16 protein-coding genes are annotated in these 23,158 nt (G+C 70.2%); all 16 read left to right on the top strand.

Going from position 1 to position 23,158, the window contains the following annotated elements:
- The first annotated feature begins 56 nt into the window (after positions 1–56).
- The 16 genes from AC07PZ_RS13730 (at position 57) to AC07PZ_RS13655 (ending at position 23,099) form a co-directional block, all read left to right on the top strand.
- Complete coding sequence (locus AC07PZ_RS13730) at positions 57–1,259, top strand: ABC transporter substrate-binding protein (protein ID WP_495295646.1); 1,203 nt, start codon at positions 57–59, stop codon at positions 1,257–1,259.
- A 33-nt stretch (positions 1,260–1,292) separates the two neighbouring features.
- Positions 1,293–2,243 carry an SDR family oxidoreductase gene (locus tag AC07PZ_RS13725; protein WP_495295645.1) on the top strand — a complete coding sequence of 317 codons (951 nt, stop codon included), beginning with the start codon at positions 1,293–1,295 and terminating at the stop codon, positions 2,241–2,243.
- A complete protein-coding gene (locus tag AC07PZ_RS13720) occupies positions 2,240–3,037 on the top strand; it encodes an enoyl-CoA hydratase-related protein (protein ID WP_495295644.1) in 798 nt (265 codons plus the stop codon). The genes AC07PZ_RS13725 and AC07PZ_RS13720 overlap by 4 nt, the downstream gene beginning before the upstream one ends.
- Positions 3,038–3,042: 5 nt before the next feature.
- Positions 3,043–4,893 (top strand): acyclic terpene utilization AtuA family protein, encoded by a 1,851-nt coding sequence (locus AC07PZ_RS13715; protein ID WP_495295643.1) that lies wholly within the window; start codon positions 3,043–3,045, stop codon positions 4,891–4,893.
- Positions 4,890–5,849 (top strand): TetR/AcrR family transcriptional regulator, encoded by a 960-nt coding sequence (locus AC07PZ_RS13710; RefSeq protein ID WP_495295642.1) that lies wholly within the window; start codon positions 4,890–4,892, stop codon positions 5,847–5,849. Before AC07PZ_RS13715 ends, AC07PZ_RS13710 begins: the two co-directional genes overlap by 4 nt.
- Positions 5,846–7,318, top strand: a complete 1,473-nt coding sequence (locus AC07PZ_RS13705; RefSeq protein WP_495295641.1) for an acetyl-CoA carboxylase biotin carboxylase subunit — start codon at positions 5,846–5,848, stop codon at positions 7,316–7,318. The genes AC07PZ_RS13710 and AC07PZ_RS13705 overlap by 4 nt, the downstream gene beginning before the upstream one ends.
- A 17-nt stretch (positions 7,319–7,335) precedes the next feature.
- Positions 7,336–7,827, top strand: a complete 492-nt coding sequence (locus AC07PZ_RS13700) for an acyl-CoA carboxylase biotin carboxyl carrier protein subunit (RefSeq protein WP_495295640.1) — start codon at positions 7,336–7,338, stop codon at positions 7,825–7,827.
- Positions 7,824–9,434 carry an acyl-CoA carboxylase subunit beta gene (locus AC07PZ_RS13695; RefSeq protein ID WP_495295639.1) on the top strand — a complete coding sequence of 537 codons (1,611 nt, stop codon included), beginning with the start codon at positions 7,824–7,826 and terminating at the stop codon, positions 9,432–9,434. The genes AC07PZ_RS13700 and AC07PZ_RS13695 overlap by 4 nt, the downstream gene beginning before the upstream one ends.
- Positions 9,435–9,470: 36 nt before the next feature.
- Positions 9,471–11,141 carry an AMP-binding protein gene (locus AC07PZ_RS13690; RefSeq protein WP_495295638.1) on the top strand — a complete coding sequence of 557 codons (1,671 nt, stop codon included), beginning with the start codon at positions 9,471–9,473 and terminating at the stop codon, positions 11,139–11,141.
- A gap of 56 nt (positions 11,142–11,197) precedes the next feature.
- Positions 11,198–11,647, top strand: a complete 450-nt coding sequence (locus tag AC07PZ_RS13685; protein ID WP_495295637.1) for a MaoC family dehydratase — start codon at positions 11,198–11,200, stop codon at positions 11,645–11,647.
- 35 nt (positions 11,648–11,682) lie between these two features.
- Positions 11,683–12,672, top strand: coding sequence for an NAD(P)H-dependent flavin oxidoreductase (locus AC07PZ_RS13680; protein ID WP_495295636.1), 990 nt, complete (start codon positions 11,683–11,685; stop codon positions 12,670–12,672).
- Positions 12,669–14,132: an enoyl-CoA hydratase-related protein gene (locus tag AC07PZ_RS13675; RefSeq protein ID WP_495295635.1), complete on the top strand. Its 1,464-nt coding sequence runs from the start codon at positions 12,669–12,671 to the stop codon at positions 14,130–14,132. The genes AC07PZ_RS13680 and AC07PZ_RS13675 overlap by 4 nt, the downstream gene beginning before the upstream one ends.
- Positions 14,133–14,261: 129 nt before the next feature.
- Positions 14,262–14,837, top strand: a complete 576-nt coding sequence (locus AC07PZ_RS13670; protein WP_495295634.1) for a helix-turn-helix transcriptional regulator — start codon at positions 14,262–14,264, stop codon at positions 14,835–14,837.
- A 72-nt stretch (positions 14,838–14,909) separates the two neighbouring features.
- Positions 14,910–15,557 carry a response regulator gene (locus AC07PZ_RS13665; RefSeq protein ID WP_495295633.1) on the top strand — a complete coding sequence of 216 codons (648 nt, stop codon included), beginning with the start codon at positions 14,910–14,912 and terminating at the stop codon, positions 15,555–15,557.
- A gap of 71 nt (positions 15,558–15,628) precedes the next feature.
- A complete protein-coding gene (locus AC07PZ_RS13660) occupies positions 15,629–17,380 on the top strand; it encodes an ATP-binding response regulator (protein WP_495295632.1) in 1,752 nt (583 codons plus the stop codon).
- Positions 17,343–23,099, top strand: a complete 5,757-nt coding sequence (locus AC07PZ_RS13655) for an alkaline phosphatase D family protein (RefSeq protein ID WP_495295631.1) — start codon at positions 17,343–17,345, stop codon at positions 23,097–23,099. Before AC07PZ_RS13660 ends, AC07PZ_RS13655 begins: the two co-directional genes overlap by 38 nt.
- The last annotated feature ends 59 nt before the right edge of the window (positions 23,100–23,158 follow it).

Below are 23,158 nucleotides of genomic sequence, written 5' to 3'. Positions count from 1 at the left end.
AGGCAACGCATGGCGCGGAATCGTCCGGCGCCGGCGATCACGACAGGAGACAGGAAATGAGCATGAAGAACAAGGCTTCCATGGTCCGCCGGTTCGGCGGGTCCGCTGCTTTTCTCGCGCTGGCTGCGACCTTCGGCGCGCACGCGCAGGACGTCGGCGTGACGCCCACCGAGATCCTCATCGGCGAGGTGCAGCCGATGTCCGGGCCGGCCTCGCTGATCGGCAAGGCCGGCGCGGCGGGCTCCAAGCTCGCCATCGCCGAGATCAACGCGGCGGGCGGCATCAACGGCCGCAAGCTGCGCGCCATCTATGAAGACGACGGCTACGTGCCGGCGCGTTCGGTCTCCGCCGTCAAGAAGCTCATCGATTCCGACAAGGTGTTCGGCATCACCGGAACCACCGGCAGTTCGCACATGGTCGCGATGCTGCCGACCATCGAGGAGGCGAAGATCCCGACCATCGTGCACATGGCGCCGAACCCCGCGGTGGTGTCGCCGCGCAGGCCGACCGTCTTCATGATCGGGCCCGACTACGACTATGCGGGCTACGTGCCGATCCGCTACATGGCCGAGAAGATGGGCAAGAAGGGCGCCAAGTTCGGCATCCTCTACCAGGACGACGACTTCGGCAAGGCGCTGCTCGCGGGCTACAAGAAGGCGGTGAAGGAATTCGGCCTCGACAGCGTGGCGGAGATTTCCTTCAAGCGCGGCGCCAAGGACTTCTCGGCCGAGGTGCTCACGCTGAAGGACAAGGGCGCGACCGCCGTCTACCTGGGCACGCTCACGACCGAGTCCGCATCGATCATGTCGGAGTTCCGCCGGCTCGACATGGACGTGACGCTGGGCACGCTCTGGGCCGGGCAGCTGCCCGCCGCCGTCAAGCTGGCGGCGCCGTCGGACTACCAGTACCTGATCCCGGACTACTACGCCTCCAACTACGACCCGGCCGGCGTCGCGCTGATGACCTCGGCCAAGAAGTACCTGAGCGCGGACGACTACGCCAACTTCAACCGCTACACCGTCAGCGGCTACGTCGGCACGCAGGTCTTCGCGGAGGGCGTGCGCCGCTGCGGCGCCAACGTCACCCGCACCTGCGTGGTGGCCCAGCTCGACAAGCTGCACGACTTCAAGGTCGGTGGCCTGAGCGGCCCGGTGTCGCTCGACAACCCCAAGGGCCAGGCCGTGCTGCCGATCAAGCTGTTCCAGACCGATCCGAAGTCCGGCACGGTCAAGTCGCTGACCGACTTCGTCGCCTACTGAATCCCTCCCACTCAACGCCTGCACGCCGCCAAGATGCCGATCGACTCTTCTTCCATTACCAGCCGCGAGCGCTACCGCTCCGTCTTCCGCCCCGGCCTGTTCGAAGGCCGCACCGTCGTCGTCACCGGCGGCGGCAGCGGCCTGGGCCGCTGCACCGCGCATGAACTGGCCAGCCTGGGCGCGCACGTCGCGCTGGTCGGGCGGCAGATGGCCAAGCTCGATGCCGTCGCGCAAGAGGTGGCGGCCATCTATCCGGAGCGCGCCGGCGACATCAGCAGGCACAGCTGCGACATCCGCGACGAAGCCGCGGTCAAGGCCACGGTGGCCGAAATCCTCGGCGTGCACGGCCGGCTCGACGGTCTCTTCAACTGCGCAGGCGGGCAGTACCCGGCGCAACTGCGCGACATCTCGCTCAAGGGCTGGGACGCGGTGGTCCGCAACAACCTGAACGGCACCTTCCTGTTCTCGCGGGAATGCTTCGTCCAGTGGATGGAAGCGAATGGCGGCAGCATCGTCAACATGCTGGCCGACATCTGGGGCGGCTTGCCGGGCATGGGGCATTCCGGCGCGGCGCGCGGCGGCGTGCTGACGCTGACGGAAACCGCCGCCTGCGAGTGGGGCCATGCGGGCGTCCGCGTCAATGCGGTGGCGCCGGGCTGGATCGCGTCGGCCGGCATCGACACCTACGACGACGACTACCGCAACCTGCTGCGCGGCCTGCGCACCAAGGTGCCGCTGCAACGCTTCGGCACCGAGGCCGAGCTGTCGTCGGCCGTGGTGTACCTGCTGTCGGAGGCGGCCGGCTTCATCAACGGCGCGGTGATCCGCGTGGACGGTGGCGTGCCGACGGCGCGCCACACCTGGAACCTGGCGCCGGCCGATCGCAGCGCGCCCTACGACGGCTTTCCGCAATACCAGGCACCCGTCACCTTCTCCGAGCCCGCGCCGAGCACGGGCCGACCAGCCGATCAGGACGCGCCATGACAGAAGCACACGACACGCCGCAGGTGAAGGTCGAACGCCGCGGTGCGGCGTGCCACGTCACCATCGACCGTGCCGCCGCGCACAACACCATGACCGACGTCGTCATGACGCAGCTTGCCGATGCGCTGCGCCAGGCCGAGGCCATGGAAGGCGTGCGCGCCATCGTGCTCACCGGCGCGGGCGACAAGACCTTCTGCGCCGGCGGCCAGATGAAGCCGAGTGCCGACGGGTCGCCGTTCGCGCTGGAGCCGGGGCGCTTCGACCATCCGGTGGCGGAGCTGTTTCGTGCGCTCGACCGCTGCAATCTCCCGGTCATCGCCCGTGTCAACGGGGGCGCCTTCGGCGGCGGCCTGGGGCTGGTCTGCGCCTGCGACTTCGCCGTGGCGTCGGACCAGGCGATGTTCGGCACGACCGAGGCCCGCGTCGGCGTCTTCCCGATGATGATCCTGCCGCTGCTGATGCGCGTGATCCCGCGGCGCCGGCTGCTGGAGATGTGCTTCTTCGCGCACCGCTTCAGCGCGGAAGAGGCGCGCGGCTTCGACATCGTGAACCAGGTCGTGCCCGCCGCCGAGCTCGACGCGGCGGTCGACGCGATGGTCGCCAGGCTGGCGGCCAATTCGCCGGTGGCGCTGCGCATCGGGCGCCGTGCCATCTCGGCGATCGGCGATCTCTCGTTCGCCGACAGCCTGAACCTCGCGCAGTCCATCCTGCCCGTGCTGGCGCAGAGCGAAGACGCGCGCGAAGGCATGCGGGCGTTCGCCGAACGCCGCGCGCCGGTCTGGCCGGGGCGATGAACACGATGAGCACGATCGACCCGAGCACCGCGATGACCGCCGGCCCCGCCGCTTCGACGCCACGCCGCACCCGCCCGTTGCGCATTGGTTGCGCCAGCGGCTTCTGGGGCGACTCGGAGGCCGGTGCGGCGCAACTGGTCCGGCACGGTGACATCGACTACCTGGTGTTCGACTTCCTGGCCGAGATCACGATGTCGCTGCTGGCGCGCGCCAAGGCCAAGTCGCCCGACGCTGGCTACGCGCCGGACTTCGTTCGCGTGATCGCCGCGCTGGCGCCGGAGCTGCGTTCGCGCGGCATCCGCGTGGTGTCGAACGCCGGCGGCATCAACCCGGCCGCCTGCCGCGACGCCTTGAAGAAGGAACTCGACGCGCAGGGCATCGCGTTGCGCATCGCCGTGGTGGAAGGCGACGACCTGTCGGACCGCGCCGCCGAGCTGCGCGCGGCGGGCGCACGCGAGATGTTCAGCGGCGCGCCCATGCCCGAGAACCTGCTGAGCATCAATGCCTATCTCGGCGCGCAGCCCATTGCCGCGGCGCTCGACGCGGGTGCCGACATCGTCATCACCGGCCGCGTGGTCGACAGCGCCGTCACGCTCGGCCCGCTGGTGCATGAATTCGGCTGGGCCTGGGACGACTGGGACCGCCTGGCGACGGGCAGCCTGGCCGGCCATGTGATCGAGTGCGGGGCGCAAGCCACCGGCGGCCTGTTCACCGACTGGGAGCGTGTGCCGGGCTGGGACGACATGGGTTTTCCGATCGTGGAATGCGAGGCCGACGGCGCCAGCCTCGTGCTGACCAAGCCGCCCGGCACCGGCGGGCTCGTGAGCCCGGCTGCCGTGGCGGAGCAGATCGTCTATGAGATCGGCGACCCGACGGCCTATCTGCTGCCCGACGTGCGTTGCGACTTCTCGCAGGTGCGCCTGGCGCAGGACGGCACCGACCGCGTGCGCGTGAGCGGCGCGCGCGGCGGCCCGGCGCCGGGCAGCTACAAGGTGAGCGCGACCTTCGCCGACGGCTGGCGCCTGCTCGGCACGCTGATGATCGGCGGCGCGGATGCGGCCCGCAAGGCGCAGCGCGTGGGCGAGTCGATCCTGTCGCGCTGCCGCCGGCTGATGGCCGAGCGCGGGCTGCCCGACTTCACCGAGACCAGCCTCGAGGTGCTCGGCGCCGAAGCCACCTACGGCCCGCATGCGCGAGCCCAGGCCACCCGCGAAGTCGTGCTGAAGATCGCGGCCAAGCATGCGTCGCGCGCCGCGCTCGACCTGCTGGCGCGCGAGATCGCGCCGTCGGCGACGGCCATGGCGCAGGGCATCACCGGCTTTGCGGCCGGCCGTCCGTCGCCATCGCCCGTGGTGCGGCTGTTCTCGATGCTGACCGACCGGCGCAGCGTGGTCGCGCGCGTCAGCGTGGATGGCGAGCCATTGGGCTTCGCCGAGTCCGTGCCGGCGTCCGCGCCGGCGCCGGCTGCCGAGGCAGCGCCCATTCCGTTCGTCGGTACGCCGGGCACCGGGCCGACGCAGCGGGTGCCGTTGATCCGCATCGCCCATGGCCGCAGCGGCGACAAGGGCGACATGGCGAACATCGGCGTGATCGCGCGTTCGCCCGAGGCCTATGAACTGCTCCTGCGCACGCTCGACGCCGCCACCGTGGCGGCGTACTTCGCGCACGTGTGCGGCGGGCGGGTCACGCGCTACGCGTTGCCGGGCTTTCTGGCGCTCAACTTCACGCTCGAGAACGCGCTGGGCGGCGGTGGCATCGCATCGCTGCGCTACGACCCGCAGGGCAAGGCTTTTGCTCAAATGCTGCTCGACCTCCCGGTGGAGGTTCCGACCGCATTGCTCGAAGGCCTCCCATGAAATCCACTGCCAAGAATCTCTCCAGGACGACCACTGCCAAGGCGGCAACCAGTGCCGTTGCATCCGCCGCGCCGTCCACGCCCCTGCCGGAAGCGCAGGCGCCGCAGCTCGTGCCGAACACCGCCGGCAAGCCGACGCCGCGCCGGCTGCGCCGGGCCGCGGAGATCCTGGCTGCCGCGCGCGCGGTGTTCCTCGACAAGGGCTTCGAGCGCGCATCGGTCAGCGAGATCGCGACCCGCGTCGGCGTGGTCGAAGGCCTGGTGTATTCCTACTTTCCGACCAAGCGGGACCTGCTCAACGAGGTGCTGCGCGGCATGTACGAGCCGCTCATCGCGGACATCGCCGACGGCTTCTCGCGCATCGTCGGCCTGCGCAGCCGGCTGCGCTTCCTGGTGTGGCGCCATCTGCGGGTGTACATCGAGGAGCCCAACCTGTCGCGCATCGTGCTGCATGAAGTCCGGACCAGCCCGGAGTACTTCAAGTCGGTGCTGCACGACCTGCACGTGCGCTACACCTCCTTCCTGCTGCGCACCGTGCGAGAGGCGGTGGCGCAGGGCGAACTGCCGGCCGATACCGACGCCGAACTGGTCCGCAGCATGGTGTATGGCGGCATCGAGCATCGCATGTGGGCCCTGCTTTACGGGCGCGGCAGCATCGATGTCGAAGCCACGGCAGACCGCTACACCGCGATGCTGATGCAGGGGCTGCTTGCGGGCGGCTCGGCACCGGCCGATCCGGTCGGCCAGGGCCTGCCTGCGGCCGACACGGCCGGCAACGGGCGCGACGACATCGAGCGCCGCCTCGAACGGCTCGAACGCATCGTGGCCGCCACCACCAACGCCATTGCGCCCACCGCAGCGGCCGGCCCGGACGCGCAGCCGCGCGCCATCGCTTCCGTGGCTTCCGCACCTCCCGTTTCCACCCGATCCGCCGCCAGGCGCAAGCCGTCCTCATGACCCTCATCCGCAAGCTCTTCATCGCCAACCGTGCAGAGATCGCGCTGCGCATCGTGCGCACCGCGCAGCGCCTGGGCATCGACACCGTCGTGCCCTGGCACCGGCAGGACCGCCATGGTCCGGCCTTGTCGGCCGCCACCGAAACGGTCGAGGTCTTCGGCGATCCCCCGGTGGCCGCCTGGCTCGATGCGCAGGCCATGATCCGCGCGGCCCTCGACAGCGGCTGCGACGCGGTGCACCCCGGCTATGGCTTCCTGTCGGAGAACGCGGCCTTCGCGCAGGCGGTGGCCGACGCCGGACTGATCTTCGTGGGGCCACCGGCGTCGGTGATCGAGCTGATGGGCGACAAGATCAGCGCGCGGCGCTTCGCGGTCCAGCACGACGTGCCGGTCACGCCTTCCGCGGACGAAGCGGACGATCCGTCGACCTTTGCCGAGCGGGCACGCGCAGTCGGCTTCCCGCTGCTCATCAAGGGCGCGGCCGGCGGCGGCGGCAAGGGCATGCAGATCGTGCGGCGCGAGCAGGACCTGGCGGCGGCCATCGTCACGGCGCGCGGCGAGAGCCAGCGCTACTTCGGCGATGGCCGGCTCTTCGCCGAGCGCTTCGTCGAGCAGCCGCGCCACATCGAAGTCCAGGTCTTCGGCGACACGCAGGGGCACGTCATCCATCTCGGCGAGCGCGAGTGCTCGATCCAGCGGCGCTTCCAGAAGCTCATCGAGGAATCCCCGGCGCCGGGCCTCGCGCCGGAGCTGCGCGAGCGCATCTGCGGCGCCGCCGTGCGGCTGGCCGCCGCGGCGGGCTACGTCAATGCGGGCACGGTCGAATGCATCGTGTCGCCCGACGGCGAGTTCTTCTTCCTGGAGATGAACACGCGCCTGCAGGTGGAACACCCGGTGACCGAACTCGTGACGGGGCTCGACCTGGTCGAGCTGCAATTGCGCGTGGCGCAGGGCGAGGCGTTGCCCCTGGCGCAGGCGCAGGTCGCGTGGTCCGGCCACGCGATCGAATGCCGCATCCTGGCCGAGGACGCCGACGCGGGCTTCGTGCCCGACACCGGCCGCGTGCTGCTGCTGCGTGCGCCGCAAGGGCCGGGCGTGCGCTTCGATGGCGGCGTCACCGAAGGCGCGGCCGTCACGGCCGACTTCGACTCGATGCTGGCCAAGCTGGTGGTGCACGGCGCCGACCGCACGCTCGCCATCTCGCGCATGCGGACCGCGCTGGCGGAGACGACGATGCTGGGCGTCACGATCAACAACGACTTCCTGGCGCGCGTGCTGCGCCACCCGGCCTTCGCACGCGGAGAGACCGACACCGGCTTTCTCGAGCGCCATCGCGCCGAGCTGGCGCACCAGCCGCTGACCGATGCCGAGCGGCAGGCCGTGCTGGCGGTGGCCGCCAGTGCCGCACCCGACCCCGCCGCACGGGCCGTTCCCGAACCCTATGCATCGATGGGTGCATGGCGCAATTGATTCCTTCGAGAGCCTTCATGACAACCTTTCAATTCACCCATGAACCCGCGGTGCGGCACCGCGTGATGCCGCAGGGCGACAGCGTGCAGGTCGATGCCGTTCGCGTGCCCGTCCGGGCGGCCGGCCAGGGCAGCTTCGTCGCCACCGTCGACGGCCGCAGCGAGCGCCTGCACGCCGCCGCGCACGGCGATGCGGTCTATGTGCAACTCCGGGGGCGGGCGTGGCGGGTGGACCGCGTCGACGCCACGCGCTCGAGCGGAACGGCTGCGGCGGCCGGCGCCGGCGCCTCGCATGCGCCGATGCCCGGCGTCGTCGTGTCGCTGCATGCCGCGCAGGGCCAGGTGGTGCGCCGTGGCGACCCCCTGCTGGTCATCGAGAGCATGAAGCTGCAGATGACCATCGATGCCTCGGCCGACGGCGTCGTGGTGGAGTTGCCCTTCGCAGCGGGCCAGACCTTCCAGCGCGGTGCCACGCTGGTGCGCATCGCCGTCGAGGAGGCCGCCGCATGAGCCGCATCCAGAGCCAGATCGACACCGGCAGCGCGAGCTACCGGCAGAACCATGCCGCCATGACCCAGCGCGTGGAGGCGCTCAGGGCGCAGGTGCACAAGACCCGCTTCGAGCGGCCCGCGCGCGACCTGGAGCGCCTGCACCGCCAGAAGAAGCTCACGGTGCGCGAGCGGCTCGACCTGCTGCTCGACCCCGGCACGCCCTTCCTCGAACTCAGCACGCTGGCCGCCAACCGCGCATACGACGGCGAGGTGCATGGCGCCGGCCAGGTGTCGGGCATCGGGATCATCCAGGGGCGCGAAGTGATGATCCATGCCGACGATCCGAGCATCAAGGGTGGCGCCTGGTATCCGCTGTCGGTCAAGAAGATCGTCCGCACGCTGGACATCGCGATCGAGAACAGGCTGCCGGTGATCCACCTGTGCGACAGCGCGGGCGGCTTCCTGCCCCTGCAGTCGGCGCTGTTCCCCGACCGCCAGGCGGCCGGGCGCATCTTCCGCAACCAGTGCACGCTCTCGAAGATGGGCGTGCCGCAGATCGCGGTGGTGCTGGGCCATTGCACGGCGGGCGGCGCCTACATCCCCGCGCTGTGCGACTACAGCGTGATCGTGCGCGGCAACGGCGGCGTCTTCCTGGGCGGGCCGCCGCTGGTGAAGGCGGCCACGGGCGAGGTCGTCACGGCCGAGGCGCTGGGCGGCGCGGACATGCACACCAGCGTGTCGGGCACCTGCGACTACGCGGCGGACGACGAGCCGCACGCCATGGCCATCGCGCGCGACATCCTGGCGCAGACCACACCCATCGAGAAGCAGCGCATCGACCGCGTGGAGGCCGAGCCGCCCTACTACGACCCGGCCGAGCTCTACGGCATCGTGCCGACCGACTGGAAGACCGGCTTCGACATGCGCGAGGTGATCGCGCGCGTGGTCGACGGCAGCAAGTTCCACGAATACCAGCCGGGCTACGGCACCACGATGATCTGCGGCTACGCGCGGATCTGGGGCTGCAAGGTCGGCATCCTGGCCAACAACGGCGTGCTGTTCAACGACAGCTCGCTCAAGGCCGCGCACTTCATGCGGCTGTGCGACCGCGACCGCACGCCGCTGGTCTTCCTGCAGAACATCACGGGCTACATGGTCGGGCGCGAGTACGAGGAGCGCGGCATCACCAAGGACGGCGCCAAGATGATCATGACGCAGGTCGGCTGCACGGTGCCCAAGTTCACCGTGATCGTCGGCGGCTCGTTCGGCGCCGGCAACTACGGCATGTGCGGGCGCGCATTCGACGGCCGCTTTCTCTGGATGTGGCCGCAGTCGCAGATCGCGGTGATGGGCGCCGAACAGGCCGCCAACACGCTGGCCGACGTGAAGGTGCGGCAGCTGCAGCGCCAGGGCAATGAACTCTCGTCCGAGCAGATCGCCGCGATCCGCGACCCGGTGCTGCGCAGCTTCGAGGCCGAGAGCGACGCCTACTACTCCACGTCCGAGCTGTGGGACGACGGCATCCTCGATCCGGTCGACACCCGCAATGCGCTGGGCATGGCCATCGTGGCGTCGCTCAACGCACCGTTCAGCGACGACGCCGGCTACGGGGTGCTGCGCCTCTGAGCACGGCGGCGCACCGACCCACCAGGAGACAACAGAATGATCGAGATCGACGAACGGTCCACCATCGGCGAAACCTTCTTCCGCGCCGCCGAGGCCTATGCGGGCCATGCCTTCCTCGCCGTGCCGGCCAACCCGGCGCGCGCCTATGCGGCCGAGGGCATGGAGATCCGCTACGGCGACGCGGCAGGCGTGGTGCGCAGCCTGATGAAGGCTTACGGTGATGCCGGCTACGGCGTCGGCCACCGCATCGGCCTGCTGCTCGAGAACCGGCCCGAGCACCTGCTGCACAAGCTCGCGATGAACGCGCTGGGCGTGTGCTGCGTGCCGCTGAACCACGACCACCGCGCGGGCGAGCTGGCCTATGTCATCGACCATGCGCGCATCGACCTGGTGGTGTGCATCGAAGGCCTGGAGCCGCTGTTGCGCGCGGGCATGGCGCAAGCCCGCCATCAGCCGGCGGTCGCGCGTTTCGAGGACTTCGGCCCGGGCCTGCCCGCGGCGCGCGCACGTGCCTCGTCCATCGTGCCCGAGGGCCAGACGCCCGCCAGCGTGCTCTACACGTCCGGCACCACGGGCCGGCCCAAGGGCTGCGTGCTGTCGCATCGCTACGAGCTGGCGTCCGGCGCCTGGTACGCCATGCGCGACGGCCTCTGCAGCTTCGGCGAGGGGTGCGAACGGCTCTACAACCCGTTGCCGGTCTTCCACGTCAACGCATCGATCTTCTCCTTCTTCTGCGTGATGCTGAAGGGGAACTGCCAGGTGCAGACCGACCGGTTCCAGCCATCGCGCTGGTGGACCGAGGTGCGCGAGTCGCGTGCCACGGTGGTCCATTACCTCGGGGTCGTGGTGCCGATGCTGCTGGGGCAGCCCGAAAGCCCGCAGGACCGCAACCATGCCGTGCGCTTCGCGATCGGCGCCGGCGTCGAGCCGCAGCGCCACGCGGCCTTCGAGGCGCGCTTCGGCTTTCCGCTGATCGAGATCTGGGGCATGACCGAGATGGTCCGCGCGATGATCGACAACCATCCGCCACGCCAGGTCGGCACGCGTGCCTTCGGCCGCGCGCAGCCGGGCGTCGAGGTGCGGCTCGTCGACGATGCCGACGTCGAGGTGCCGACGGGTGCCGAGGGCGAGATGACCATCCGGCATTCCGCGGCCACGCCGCGCAAGGACTTCTTCAGCGGCTACCTCGACGACGATGCGGCGACCGAGCAGTCCTGGCGCGGCGGCTGGTTCCACACCGGCGACATCGTGACGCGCGATGCGGGCGGCATGCTGCACTTCGTCGACCGGCGCAAGAACATCATCCGCCGCTCCGGCGAGAACATCGCCGCGGCCGAGGTCGAGGCGTTGCTGCAGACGCACCCGCTGGTCGACCAGGTGGCCGTCCTGGCGGTGCCGGACGACATTCGGGAAGAGGAAGTCCTGGCCTGCCTGGTGCTGCGCGCGGGTGCGGTCGGCGGCACGGGGCTGGCGGTCGACGCCGACGTGGCGGTGCGCGTGCTGTTCGACTTCTGCAACAGCAAGCTGGCGTACTACAAGGCGCCCGGCTGGGTCTGGGTGACCGATCGCATACCGACCACGGCCACGCAGAAGATCCAGAAGCACCAGATCTTTCCGCAGGGCGTGGACCCGCGCGGCCTGCCGGGCATGCGCGACCTGCGCAGCTGGAAGAAGCGCGACGCACCGGCGCGCGCCGGATCGGCCTGATCCGCGCTGAGCTGGTGCAACGCCGTCATGCAACCCACTTCCAACCGGAGACGCCCATGGGCTGGTACTACGAGGATTTCGAACCCGGCCGTGTCGTCGAGACGCCGGGCCGCACCATCACCGAGGCCGACATCGGCACCTTCGCGGGCCTGAGCGGGGACTTCAACCCGCTGCACACCGACGAGGTCTTCGCCCAGGAGGCCGGCGTGGGCGGGCGCATCGCGCACGGGCCGATGGTGCTCGGCATGGCTTTCGGGCTCGGCGCGCGGGCCGGCCTGTTCGACGAGACCGTGCTCGGCCTGCTGGGCGTGCAATGGACTTTCGAGGCGCCCGTGCGGCCAGGCGACACGCTGCGCGCATCCATCGTGGTGCTGGACATGCGCCCGACCCGCAAGCCCGACCGCGGCATCGTCAGCCTGCGCCTGGACCTGCGCAACCAGCATCGCGTGCAGGTCCAGACCGGCCATTGCCAGATCATGTTCATGCGCCGGCCGGCAAGCGCCTGATCGCTGTCCATCATCAGAACGACCACGGAGACACCATGCCATTGCCCCGCCTGTTCCAGAACGCGCTGTCGATCCCCGCGATCGGTGCGCCGATGTTCCTCGTGTCCTTCCCGCCGCTGATCACCGCACTGTGCAAGGCCGGCGTGGTCGGGACCTTCCCGCACGTCAACGCGCGGCCCGCCGAGCAGCTCGACGTCTGGCTCACCGAGATCGAACAGGCGCTCGGTGCGCACCGTGCGGCGCATCCCGAGGCGGCGGTGGCGCCCTACGGCGTCAACCTGATCGTGCATCGCACCAACGCGCGCCTCGCGCCCGACCTGGACGTGGTGGTGGCGCACCGCGTGCCTTTCGTCATCACCTGCCTGGGCAACCCGGCGCCGGTGGTCGAGGCCGTGCATGCCTATGGCGGCACGGTGTTCTGCGACGTGACGAGCGCCGACCATGCGCGCAAGTCGGTCAGTGCGGGCGTGGACGGGCTGATCTGCGTGGGCGCCGGCGCCGGCGGCCACGCATCGAACCAGAGCGCCTTTTCGCTGGTGCGCGAGATCCGCGAGTTCTGGGACGGCTGCCTGGTGCTCGGCGGCGCCATCAACGACGGCTTCCAGATCCGGGCCGCCGAGACGCTCGGCGCCGACATGGTCTACGTCGGCACGCGCTTCCTGGCGACGCGCGAGTCGCAGGCGCAGGACGACTACAAGCGGATGGTCGTGGATGCGAAGGTCGCGGACCTGGTCTACACCGACCGGTTGTCGGGCGTGCACGCGAACTTCCTCCGGCCGTCCCTCGAACGCTTCGGCATCGACGTGGCGACGCTGCCGCCGAAGGCGCCCGGCTTCAGTTCGCTGAACGACTCGGAGGCCAGGCTCTGGAAGGATCTCTGGAGCGCGGGGCAGGGCGTGGCGACCATCCACGACATCCCGACCGTGGCCGCGCTGGTCGAACGGATGGCCGCCGAATACCGGCAGGCGTGCGCGCTGCCGCCCAGCGGTGCGCTGCGCCACCCGGCTGCGGCGGCTGCCAGATGACCGCCACCGGCCCTGGCGCAGCGGCGCCCGAAACCCGCGCGGAGCCGATCGATTTCTGGTTCGACTTCGCATCGCCCTACGCCTATTTCCTGTCCGAGAAGATCGATGCGCTGGCGGCCCGCCACGGGCGCACGGTGCGCTGGCGGCCGGTGCTGCTGTTCGCGGTGCTGCGCGCGCTGGACCTTCCGGCGCCCCTGGGCAACAGCGTCAAGCGCGACTACATGCATCGCGACTTCGACCGGTCGGCGCGGTTCATGGGCGTTCCGTTCCATCTGCCGCCGGGCTTCCCGGTGACCACGCAGCTCGCCGCGCGGGCCTTCCATCTGATCGATCGTGCCGACCCGGTGGCGGCCGTGCGCTTCGCGCAGCGTGTCATGCGCGGCTACTTCCGGGACGCCGCGCCGATCGACCAGTTGGCGCTCATCGCCGGCTGGGCCGCGCAGGAGGCGCCCGCGCTCGGCGACGCGGCGGCCATCGAAACGATGCTGGCGCTGCCGGAAACCAAGGCGCTGCTGGGCCAGGCGGTCGACGAGGCGATCCGGCGCGAGGTCTTCGGTTCTCCTTTCGTCGAGGTGGACGGCGAGTCGTTCTTCGGTGCCGACCGGCTGCCGCAGATCGAGGCCGCGCTGGCCGGCCGCGCGGCCACCACGGGCAGCCGGAACGAGGCCGTGCCCGATGCGCCGCCGCGCGTCCTGCTGCACAAGGAGGACGCGGTCGCGGTCATCACCCTGAACCGGCCGGACAGCTTCAACACGCTCGACCTGCCGATGCTGCTGGCCATGGAAGAGGCCATCACCGCGGCCGATGCGGACCCGGACGTGCGCGCCGTCGTGGTGACGGGTGCCGGCGACCGCGTGTTCATGGCGGGCGGCGACATCGAGGACCTGTCGCGTCGGCGCGGCCTGCAGCACTACGAGGAATTCGCCGAAGTGCTGCAGCGCGTGTTCCGCCGGTTCGAGGCATGCCGGCATCCGACGATCGCGGCGGTCAACGGCTGGGCGCTGGGCGGCGGCATGGAATTCATGCTGTGCCTGGACCTGCGGCTGCTGGGCGAACGCGCGCGCATCGGCCTGCCCGAGATCAAGCTCGGCCTGTTCCCCGGTGGTGGAGGATCGCAACGGCTGCTGCGCCAGTTGCCGCTGTGCCAGGCCAAGATGCTCATGTTCTGCGGCGACGCGATCGATGCGGGCGAGGCCCTGTCGCTCGGGCTGGTCAACCGCGTGGTCCCGCAAGACGATCTGCGGGACGAGGCCATGGCGCTGGCGCGGCGCCTCGCCGGGCAGCCCCGCGTGGCCTTGAGGCTGCTGAAGAAGTCGATGCTGCACGGCGCCGAGATGCCGCTGGAGGCTGCGCTCGACTACGAGCGGTCGATGATCAGCCTGGTGTTCGACAGCGAGGACGCGCACGAAGGCACGTCGGCCTTCCTGCAGAAGCGGCCGGCGAGCTTCTCCCACCGCTGACGCACTGCGTGTGCGCACGCACCCTATCTAAATCGCGGGCCCCGGTGAATCATCCATTTGGATAATCCAATGGCCATGACGCTCCATGCCCGGCAACCATTAGCGTTGGGCATCTTCCTAGGAGTCGACATGAATGCCGTCCTGATGCCCCCGAGTCACACGCCTGCGCAGTTCGAGGACGCACAGCGTCGCCAGGCCGGGCATCAGATATTGCGCGCACTCGCATCCGCCTGCGACGCCAGCCCGGCGACGGCGAGGGTGCCGCAGCACGGGGCGTCGCGGTCGATGGTGAAGGTCGAAGTCATGCTGCCGCGCGACCTGGCCGGCCTGCTGGGAGGCTTGACCATCCGCACCTGGGAGGGCAGCGGCCCCGTCACGGAATACCACGCGGTATCCGCCGCCGAGCAACAGGGCCTGCGCCTCGAGCTGCGGGGCACGCAGGAGCTCGGCGACCTGACGCCGGGGCACTTCTGCGAGGCCTTCGACATCACGCATGCCGAAGCGCGCGTGCTCGCCGCGCTGGTCGCGGGCGAGCTGCCGAAGCGCTATGCGTCCAGCCGCGGCCTCTCGATCCACACGGTGCGTACCCAGATCAATTCGCTCAAGATGAAGATGGGTTGCAACCGCCAGATCGACCTGGTGCGCAAGGCCTATGGGCTCGCGCATCGCACGCCGTCGCGCCCCTCTTTCTTGCCGGTCGGCTAAGCCTTGGTTTATTCAGGAGCCGCAGGGGCTGCGCCTATGATTGCCGGATTTCCCGGGTCTTCCAGAGCTTTCATGCACGTTCTCATCGTCGATGACCATCCCTTGTTCCGGCAGGGCCTGCGAGCGCTTCTCTCGGCGCTCGATCCGAGCATCGAGGCGGCGGACGTGAGTGCGGTGCCGGATGTCCGGGCGCTGCATGCGGCCGGCTACCAGCCCGAGCTGGTCCTGCTCGACATGAACCTTCCCGGCATCAGCAAGCTGGACGCCCTGCGCGACGTGAAGGCGCTCTTCGAGTCGGCCTGCGTCGTCGTGGTTTCGGCCGACGAGGATCCGACGCTGATCCGCAGCGTGATCGAGGCTGGCGCGGCAGGCTACATACCCAAGACGACCGACCCCGCGATCACCATCCAGGCGCTGCGCCTGGTGCTTTCCAACGGCATCTACCTGCCCTCGATCGCGCTGGACCACGCGATCGATGCGCCTTATCCGGCCCACAGCGCGAGCAGCGACGCCGGCTCGTTCAGCCCGCGCCAGCGCGCGGTGCTGCGGTGCCTGCTGCAGGGCAAGGCGAACAAGGTCATCGCGCGCGAACTGGACATGGCCGAGGGAACCGTGAAGGCCCACCTCTGGGCGGTCTACCAGGCGCTCGGCGTGAACTCGCGCACGCAGGCGATGTACCGCGCGCATGAACTCGGACTCTTTGCGCAAGTCTCCTCGTGAACCCGGCGGCTGCTCCCCGTGCGGTTCCGGCGCCGGACGCCGGTCCGGGCAGCCACGTCCTCGAGGATGAATTGCTGCGTCTCCTCGCCACACAAGGTCAGCGGGCGCCGCTGCCGGTCTTTGCCACCGCGGCGCTGCTGGCGTTCATGGCGGCCGGACGGCTCGACTATTCCTGGGTCGCATGGCTCTGGCTCGCGCTGGTCGCCGTCATCCTTGCGGTGCGCTGGCGTGTGCTCGGCGGGCTGTACGGCGACACACGGCTCGATCTCGCGCAGAAGCTGAAGATCGCCATCTGGCTGAGCGCCATCAACGGCGTCGTGCACGGTGCCTCGGTGATCTTCCTGCCGTCGCTCGACGGCATCGAGAAGGCGTTCCTGTCGATCCTGCTGCTCGGGCTCTGCGCCGGCTCGGTGGCCACCACGGCGGGCTACCGCCCCATATTCCTGGCCTATGTCGTCCCCACGCTCGCGCCGTTGTCGATCGCCTGGATGTTCAGCTCCAGCACCGACGCCCACCGCTGGACGGGCGTTTCGACGGCGGTGCTGATCGTCGTCTTCGGCGGGCTCCTGGTCGCGCTGGCGCGCGACACCTTCCACCTGTTCAAGGAGTCCTTCGACATCCGGCAGCAGCAGGTGGAACTGAACCGGCAATTGAGTGCGGCGCTCGACAACGCAGAGGCCGCCAACCGGGCCAAGACCCGCTTCCTGGCCGCGGCCAGCCATGACCTGCGGCAGCCGATGCACACGCTGACGCTGTTCGGCGCGGCGCTGACCATGCGCACGCTCGACGAGGCCAGCCGCCAGATCGCGCAGCACATGAGCACGGCGCTGCAGGCGCTGGGCGCGCAGCTCGACGCGCTGCTCGACATGTCCAAGCTCGACGCGGGCGTGGTGCCGGTGCGGCCTGCGCGGTTCTCGCTGGTGACCTTCCTGCAGCGGCTCGACCACGAGTGCCGTCCCCGCGCCGAAGCCAGGAAGCTGTCGCTGCGCATGGAATGTCCGTCCAACGCGATGACCGAGACCGACGAGCTGCTGCTCGGGCGCATCGTGCGCAACCTCATCGACAACGCCATCAAGTACACCACCTCGGGCAGCGTGCATGTGACGGTGCAGTCCGGCCCGCACCCGGTCGGCTGGACGCTGTATGTCCGGGACACCGGTGTCGGCATCGCCGAATCGGAACACGCCCGCGTGTTCGAGGAGTTCTATCAGGTCGGCAATCCGGAGCGCGACCGGTCGGAGGGGCTGGGGCTGGGCCTGTCGATCGTGAGGCGCCTGACGCGTCTGCTGCAGCTGGAGCTTCGCATGGTCTCGGCGATCGGCGTCGGCACCGAATTCAGCCTCGAGCTGCCGGCCGCCTCTTACGTGCTGCCGATGTCGGACCGGCCCGCGTCCGCCGTCGGCAGCACTTCGCTGGCGGGCTTGCGCGTGCTGGTGCTCGACGACGAGGAGGCCGTGCGCAGGGGCATGCAGTCCCTGCTGCAGGCGCTCGGCGCCGAAGTCGCGCTGGCGGGCGGCATCGCCGAAGCCGTCACCCTGGCCGAGAGCACGCGGCCCGACATCCTGCTGGCGGACTTGCGTCTGCGTGGCGACGAGGACGGCGTCCAGGCGCTGCGTGAGCTGAGAAGGATCCGCCCCGAGCTGCGCGCGCTGTTCGTCAGCGGCGACATCGAGCAGGGGCGCCTGCAGCAGGCGCATGCCACGGGGGTGCGCATTCTTCACAAGCCCGTCGCCGTCGACCTCCTGTGCAGTGCCATCCAGGAAGAGATTCGAAATGGAGCACACGATGACGACAGACGCAGAAGGGGTTCCGGAACAGGCTGATCTTGCAAGGGAGGGTGCGCGCGCGACGCGGTGGTTGTCGCGCGGCCTCGAAGAACTGATCCTCGAGCGCTCCGCCTGCGCCTCGCGCGTCGAGTCGGTCGCCGACTTCGACGCCGTGGTCATCGGCAGCGGCTACGGCGGTGCGGTGGTCGCCGCGGAGCTGTCTGCGATGTCGGCGCGCAAGAGCGTCTGCGTGCTGGAGCGCGGGCGCGAGTACCTGCAGGGCAGCTTTCCGTCTCGCGTGGCCGACCTGCCTTCGCACGTGCGCTTCACGACCGGCGACACGGGTGGCCCACGGGGCTACCGCGAAGGGCTGTTCGACGTGCGTGTCGGCGCGGACGTGAGCGCCGTGGTCGGCAACGGCGTGGGTGGCGGCTCGCTCATCAACGCGGGCGTGATGCTGATGCCCGAGCCCGAGGTCTTCGCGGATCCGGCCTGGCCGGAGGCGCTGCGCGAGCCGGCGGCGCGCGATCAGCTGGCGGCCTGCAGCGCCGAGCTGCTGACCCGGCTCGGCGCGACGCACACCGTGGCGAGCGACGGCGTGCGCGACCCGGCGCCTCACAAGTACAACGTGCTCGGCCAGCTGGCGCCAGCGAAATTCAGCGCCGTTCCCATCACCGTCGCGTTGGCCGAGGCCCCGCGGACCATCGCCGGCGTGCAGATGGACACCTGCGTGCGGTGCGGCGACTGCGCGACGGGTTGCAACCACAACGCCAAGCTGTCGCTCGACGTCACGCTGCTGGCCGAGGCCGTGCGCAACGGCACCCTGATATTCGCCGGCGCCACGGTGCTGCGCATCGAGAAGCAGGCGCGCGCCGACGGCCCGCCGCTGTGGAACCTGCATCTGGTGCATACCGACGAGGCGCTGCGCCGCCGCCAGGGCGCGCCCTTCGTGCTGCGCGCCGAGCACGTGGTGCTGGCCGCCGGCACGCTCGGCTCGTCCGAGATCCTGATGCGCTCGGAGAGCGACGCGCTTCGCTTCTCGCCGCGGCTCGGCCATCGCTTCTCGGCCAACGGCGACATGATCGCGGCCGTGTGCGACACCGAGGCCGGCGTCGTCGACTGCGTCGGCGACGAAACCGTGCCCCCCGCGGGTGTGCCGCCGGCCGATCGCGTGGGGCCGACCATCACGGGCCTGGTCGACCTGCGCGGCGACAAGGCGATCGGCATGGCGGTGCAGGACCTGGGCGTGCCCGGTGCGCTGCGCCGCCTGTTCGAGGAGGTCGTGACGACCTCGGCCAACCTGCACCTGCTCGGCGAGAGCGACGAACGCGTGCATGGTCCCGGCGACTCGGTGGCGACCGATCCCTGCGCGATCGATGCCGAGCGCATGCGCAAGTCGCTGCTGGTGGTCATGATGAGCCGCGACCCGGCCGATGGCCTGCTGACGATGAACCGCGACGACACCTCGCCCGAGGCCGGCGACGGTGCCGTCTCGATCCGCTGGCCCCGGCTGCGCGACCACCCGCCCTTTCTGGCGCAGCACGCGGCGCTGCAGGACATGCTGGACCGGTCGCCGATCAAGGGGCGGGTGCTGCCCAACCCGGTCTGGCGGCCGTTGCCGGCCAAGCTCGACTACCTCTTCGACGGTGCCAACGGGCCCTTGCTCACGGTGCATCCGCTGGGCGGTTGTCCGATGGGCGATGGCGTGGACACGGGCGTGGTGGACCACGCGGGCCGCGTGTTCGACCGCGCCGCGCCGGCGGGGTCGGCGCAGCGCTTCCATGAAGGGCTGGTCGTGCTCGACGGCTCGGTCATCCCGACCTCGCTCGGCATCAACCCGGCGCTGACCATCGCCAGCGTCGCGCTGCGTGCCGTGCGGGAACTGCGCGCGTCATGGGGCTTCACCGAGCCGCGCGAGCGGAAGGCCTTGCCGCCGCGGCCGATCTTCCGGATCGAACCGGTCCGGCAGAAGCCGCAGCCCACGGTGGTCGAAGTGCTCGAACGGCTGTCGGGGCCGGTGACGCTCAAGGGCCTCGGCCGCGAGGTGCACGCCGAACTGACGATGCACTTCGAGCCGACCGAACTGCGCCAGTTGATGGTGCCCGGCGCCACGCTGCGCCTGTCGCCCGATGCCGGCAAGCTCCGCATCTTCAGCAGGCAGCCGGGTGTGGACGAGGACAAGCGGGACGACGACCCGACCGCCCTGCTCGTGGCCCGGCTGTCGGGGTCGCTGCGCGTGTTCCATCAGGAAGCGTCCACGCCCTGGGAGCGGCGGGTGCGCAGCCTGTGGGCCTGGTTTCGCAACCGCGGGCTGCGCGACACCGTGCATTGGCTCCAGGATCTCTGGGCCAACCGGGCTTCGGCACCGGCCGGCACGCACACGTTCGTCGAAGCGGTCAAGAGCCGGGCGCTCAGCGCCTGGCAGCTGGGCTCGCGCGCCGGTGCGGTCCGGCTGATGAGCTACGAGCTGCAGGTCGATGAGGTGCTCTCGCACGCCGACGAACCGGCCATCGCATTGCTGGCCGAGCGCTTTCGCGGCGCGGCGATCCGGGGCGAGAAGCGGCTGACCTATTCGCGCCGTGCCAATCCCTGGCGGCAGCTGATGGAGGTGAGGCTCAGTGCCTTCCCCGATCTGGCGGCTGGCGGTGCCGACCCGCTGCTTCGGCTCGATCCGGCCTACCTGGCGCACCAGGGCATGCCGCTGCTGCGCATCGTGAAGCAGCAGGACCAGCCGAGCGCGCTGATCGACATGGCGTCGCTCGCCCTGTATGTGCTGCGCATCCTGCTGCACGTGCACGTCTGGAGCTTCCGCGCGCCCGACAAGCCGCTGCCGCGCGAGATCCGCCGCCTGCCGGGGCTGGTCAAGGGCCTGCCGCAACCGGTCGTGGTGGAACTGCCGGTCGGCGCGATGCCGGACGGCCGTCCGATCATGGTGCGGCTCACGCACTATCCCTTCGGCGAGTCGCAGCGCGCCGGTGTGCTGAAGCTGAAGGCGGGCGCCCAGGTCGCGGTGGAAACACCCGTGCTTCTCATCCATGGCTACAGCGCCAGCGGGACCACCTTCGCGCACCATGCGGTGCGGCCGAACCTGGCCGGTGCCCTGTGGGACGCGGGCCGCGACGTCTGGATCATCGACATGCGGACCAGCGCCGGCATGCCGCACGCACAGCACGCGTGGAGCTTCGAGGAAGTTGCCCGCGCCGACATCCCGGTCGCCGTCGCCCATGTGCTGGCGAGCACGGGCAAGTCCTGCATCGACGTGTTCGCCCACTGCATGGGTTCGGCCATGCTGGGCATGGCGCTGCTGGGTCCGAAGGACGACGGCGAGAGCTTCTGGCCGCTGCGCGACGGGCTGCATTCGAAGATCCGCAGCCTGGTCATCTCGCAGGTTCCGCCCGCGATGATCTTCACGCCCAGCAACGTGTTCCGGGCCTACGTGATGCGCTACGTGAGCCACTACCTGTCGCTCGACGGCTTCCAGTTCCGCATGTCGGATGCGCCGGGGCTGGCGGAGCAACTGGCGGACCGCCTGCTGGCCACGCTGCCCTATCCCGAGTCCGAGTTCGATCGCGAGAACCCGCTGTGGACACCGTGGCGCCGCACGCCCTGGGTCGCCACCCGGCACCGCATGGACGCGCTGTACGGCCGCGACTTCAGCGTGAACAACGTGTCCGACGAGATGCTGCGGCACATCGACGACCACTTCGGGCCGCTCAGCCTGCAGACCGTGTCGCAGGTGATCCACTTCGCGCGGTTCCGCTCGATCGCCGATCGCCAGGGTTTCAACGAATTCGTCGACCCGACCCGCCTGCGCGAGAACTACGACTTCCCGGTCATGTGCGTGCACGGCGTGGACAACGGGCTGGTCTCGGTCGAGACGCTCGCCCACTTTGGCGAGGTCATGAGCGAGGCGACCGGACGGCGGGTGCACAAAGAGCCCGTGCCGGGCTTCGGCCATCAGGACTGCCTGATCGGCGTCGAGGCGCGGCCGGTGTTCGACAAGATCATCCGGTTCTTCGATGGCGCGATCGAGGCCGATGCGCCGGCGGCCGATCCGGCGGGCGAGCCCGACACGGCGTCGGCGGTCTACGTGTGCCAGGTGCCGACGCTCGGGCTTCGGATGGACATCATGAGCACCGGCGCGACCTTGCGCTTCGCGCTCGGCGACGACGGCGGACGCGGCAGGCCGCTTCACGCCGCGATGATGCCGGTCGCCTGGAAGAACGGTCGCCTGATGCTGGTGGGCGAGACGGGGCCTGTCGCACCGACCCGGGACAACCTGCTGGAACTCGCGCAGGTGGTGCAGCCCCTGGCCGGCGTTCAGCACGACAACATGCAGCTGTCGTTCGAAATCGATCGGCCCTCGCTGTCCGACGGCACCGATGGCCTGCTCATGATGCTGGTCTACCCCCAGTCGCGCCTGATCGGCGACCTCGATGCGAAGCTCCGCGTCAAGGCGCTGCAGCGCGCGATCGCGGCGGCTCCCCAGCTCACGCCCGACATGGCCGACGCCTTGCTGTGGGCCTGGAACGACAGCGCCGACGATGCGCTCGAAGCGGGCATCCTGCGGCTGCCCGCGACACCGCTCGTCGATCGGCCCGCGGTGATCGCGGCGCAGCGAAGCTTCGTCCTGGCGAGTTGCCAGTACCCGGGCGGCATGCTGGACCGCACGCCGCCCGGCATGCCGAGCCATGCGCAGGCCGGGCCGTCCGACGCGTCGTACCTGCGCCTGCGCGACCGGCTGCTGCCCACGGCGCCATCCCCGGCGCCTGCCTTTCTCGTGCTCGCCGGCGACCAGGTCTATGTGGACGCGACGGCCGGCCTGTTCGACCCGCGCGGGCTGGACGACCGGTTCCGCATGCCGTACGAGAACTTCCTGGGAGCCCGCGGTTCGCGGGCGGTGCTCGGCCGCCTGCCCGCCTACATGGTGCTGGACGACCACGAGGTCGTCGACAACTGGGAAGCCGACCCGGCCGGCGCGACGCCCCGGGAACCGACGGGCAACGACGAACTGCGGGCGCTCGGCCTGGCGGCTTTCCGCCGGTACCAGCGGCCCTGGAGGGCCGCGGCGGGGGAGGGCGATGCGTTGTTCAGATCGACCGAACTCGACGGCTTCGCGTTCTTCTTCGCGGACAGCCGTCTCGAGCGCGCGCCCCGGCTGGCGGCAGACGCCATGCAGGCGGACATCATGGGGGAAGCCCAGGCGCAGGCGATCGCGGCCTGGCTGGCGCAGCAATCGCCTGGCGGGCCGCGCTTCTTCGTGTCGAGCGCGATGGTGTTGCCGCGCCTGCTGGAAACCCAGGCGTCGGGCGGCGCGGCCAGTCTTCGCTCCGACGCGTGGGACGGCTACCCGGTCGCGCTACATCGGTTGCTGGCCGGCGTGTTCGAGCGCGGCACCAGCGACGTCGTCTTCCTGTCCGGCGACGCCCATCTCGGCAATGTCACGCGCATCGTGCTGACCCGCGACGACAGCGACCTGCAGGTGGTCGCGCACTCCGTGCACTGCCCGGCGCTGTACGCGCCCTATCCCTTCGCCAATGCCGTGCCCGACGACTTCGCGCGCGTCGACGCATTCGCCTTCGAGGCCGCCGACGCGGGGGGTGTGACGCGTCGCTATCGGTGTTCGGTCGAGAGCTGGTTTCCGGCGCCCGGTGACGGCTTTGCGCTGTTTCGTGTCGACAAGGCGGACAGCGGCTGGGCGGTGTCCGTCGAGTTCGACCGTGCGCCCGGTCCGGCCGGGGTGTCGAACAGCATCAGGCGCTTCGTCGTGCCCTGACTCGGGGCGCGGCGGCTCGGCGGCTCGGGGACTCGGGAAGGGCGATGTCGCCCGAGGCG

This window comes from Variovorax sp. GW821-FHT10B04 (assembly GCF_059415645.1).
Note: the sequence above shows the minus strand (reverse complement) of the source record. Positions and strands in the feature narration are given on the sequence as shown.

Bases quoted from the DNA above. Each gene is read 5' to 3' on its own strand.
- AC07PZ_RS13700 (WP_495295640.1), top strand. From the start codon at position 7,336: ATGACAACCTTTCAATTCACCCATGAACCCGCGGTGCGGCACCGCGTG.
- AC07PZ_RS13685 (WP_495295637.1), top strand. From the start codon at position 11,198: ATGGGCTGGTACTACGAGGATTTCGAACCCGGCCGTGTCGTCGAGACG.
- AC07PZ_RS13675 (WP_495295635.1), top strand. From the start codon at position 12,669: ATGACCGCCACCGGCCCTGGCGCAGCGGCGCCCGAAACCCGCGCGGAG.
- AC07PZ_RS13690 (WP_495295638.1), top strand. From the start codon at position 9,471: ATGATCGAGATCGACGAACGGTCCACCATCGGCGAAACCTTCTTCCGC.
- AC07PZ_RS13705 (WP_495295641.1), top strand. From the start codon at position 5,846: ATGACCCTCATCCGCAAGCTCTTCATCGCCAACCGTGCAGAGATCGCG.
- AC07PZ_RS13665 (WP_495295633.1), top strand. From the start codon at position 14,910: ATGCACGTTCTCATCGTCGATGACCATCCCTTGTTCCGGCAGGGCCTG.
- AC07PZ_RS13670 (WP_495295634.1), top strand. From the start codon at position 14,262: ATGAATGCCGTCCTGATGCCCCCGAGTCACACGCCTGCGCAGTTCGAG.
- AC07PZ_RS13710 (WP_495295642.1), top strand. From the start codon at position 4,890: ATGAAATCCACTGCCAAGAATCTCTCCAGGACGACCACTGCCAAGGCG.
- AC07PZ_RS13695 (WP_495295639.1), top strand. From the start codon at position 7,824: ATGAGCCGCATCCAGAGCCAGATCGACACCGGCAGCGCGAGCTACCGG.
- AC07PZ_RS13715 (WP_495295643.1), top strand. From the start codon at position 3,043: ATGAGCACGATCGACCCGAGCACCGCGATGACCGCCGGCCCCGCCGCT.
- AC07PZ_RS13655 (WP_495295631.1), top strand. From the start codon at position 17,343: ATGACGACAGACGCAGAAGGGGTTCCGGAACAGGCTGATCTTGCAAGG.
- AC07PZ_RS13730 (WP_495295646.1), top strand. From the start codon at position 57: ATGAGCATGAAGAACAAGGCTTCCATGGTCCGCCGGTTCGGCGGGTCC.
- AC07PZ_RS13720 (WP_495295644.1), top strand. From the start codon at position 2,240: ATGACAGAAGCACACGACACGCCGCAGGTGAAGGTCGAACGCCGCGGT.
- AC07PZ_RS13680 (WP_495295636.1), top strand. From the start codon at position 11,683: ATGCCATTGCCCCGCCTGTTCCAGAACGCGCTGTCGATCCCCGCGATC.
- AC07PZ_RS13725 (WP_495295645.1), top strand. From the start codon at position 1,293: ATGCCGATCGACTCTTCTTCCATTACCAGCCGCGAGCGCTACCGCTCC.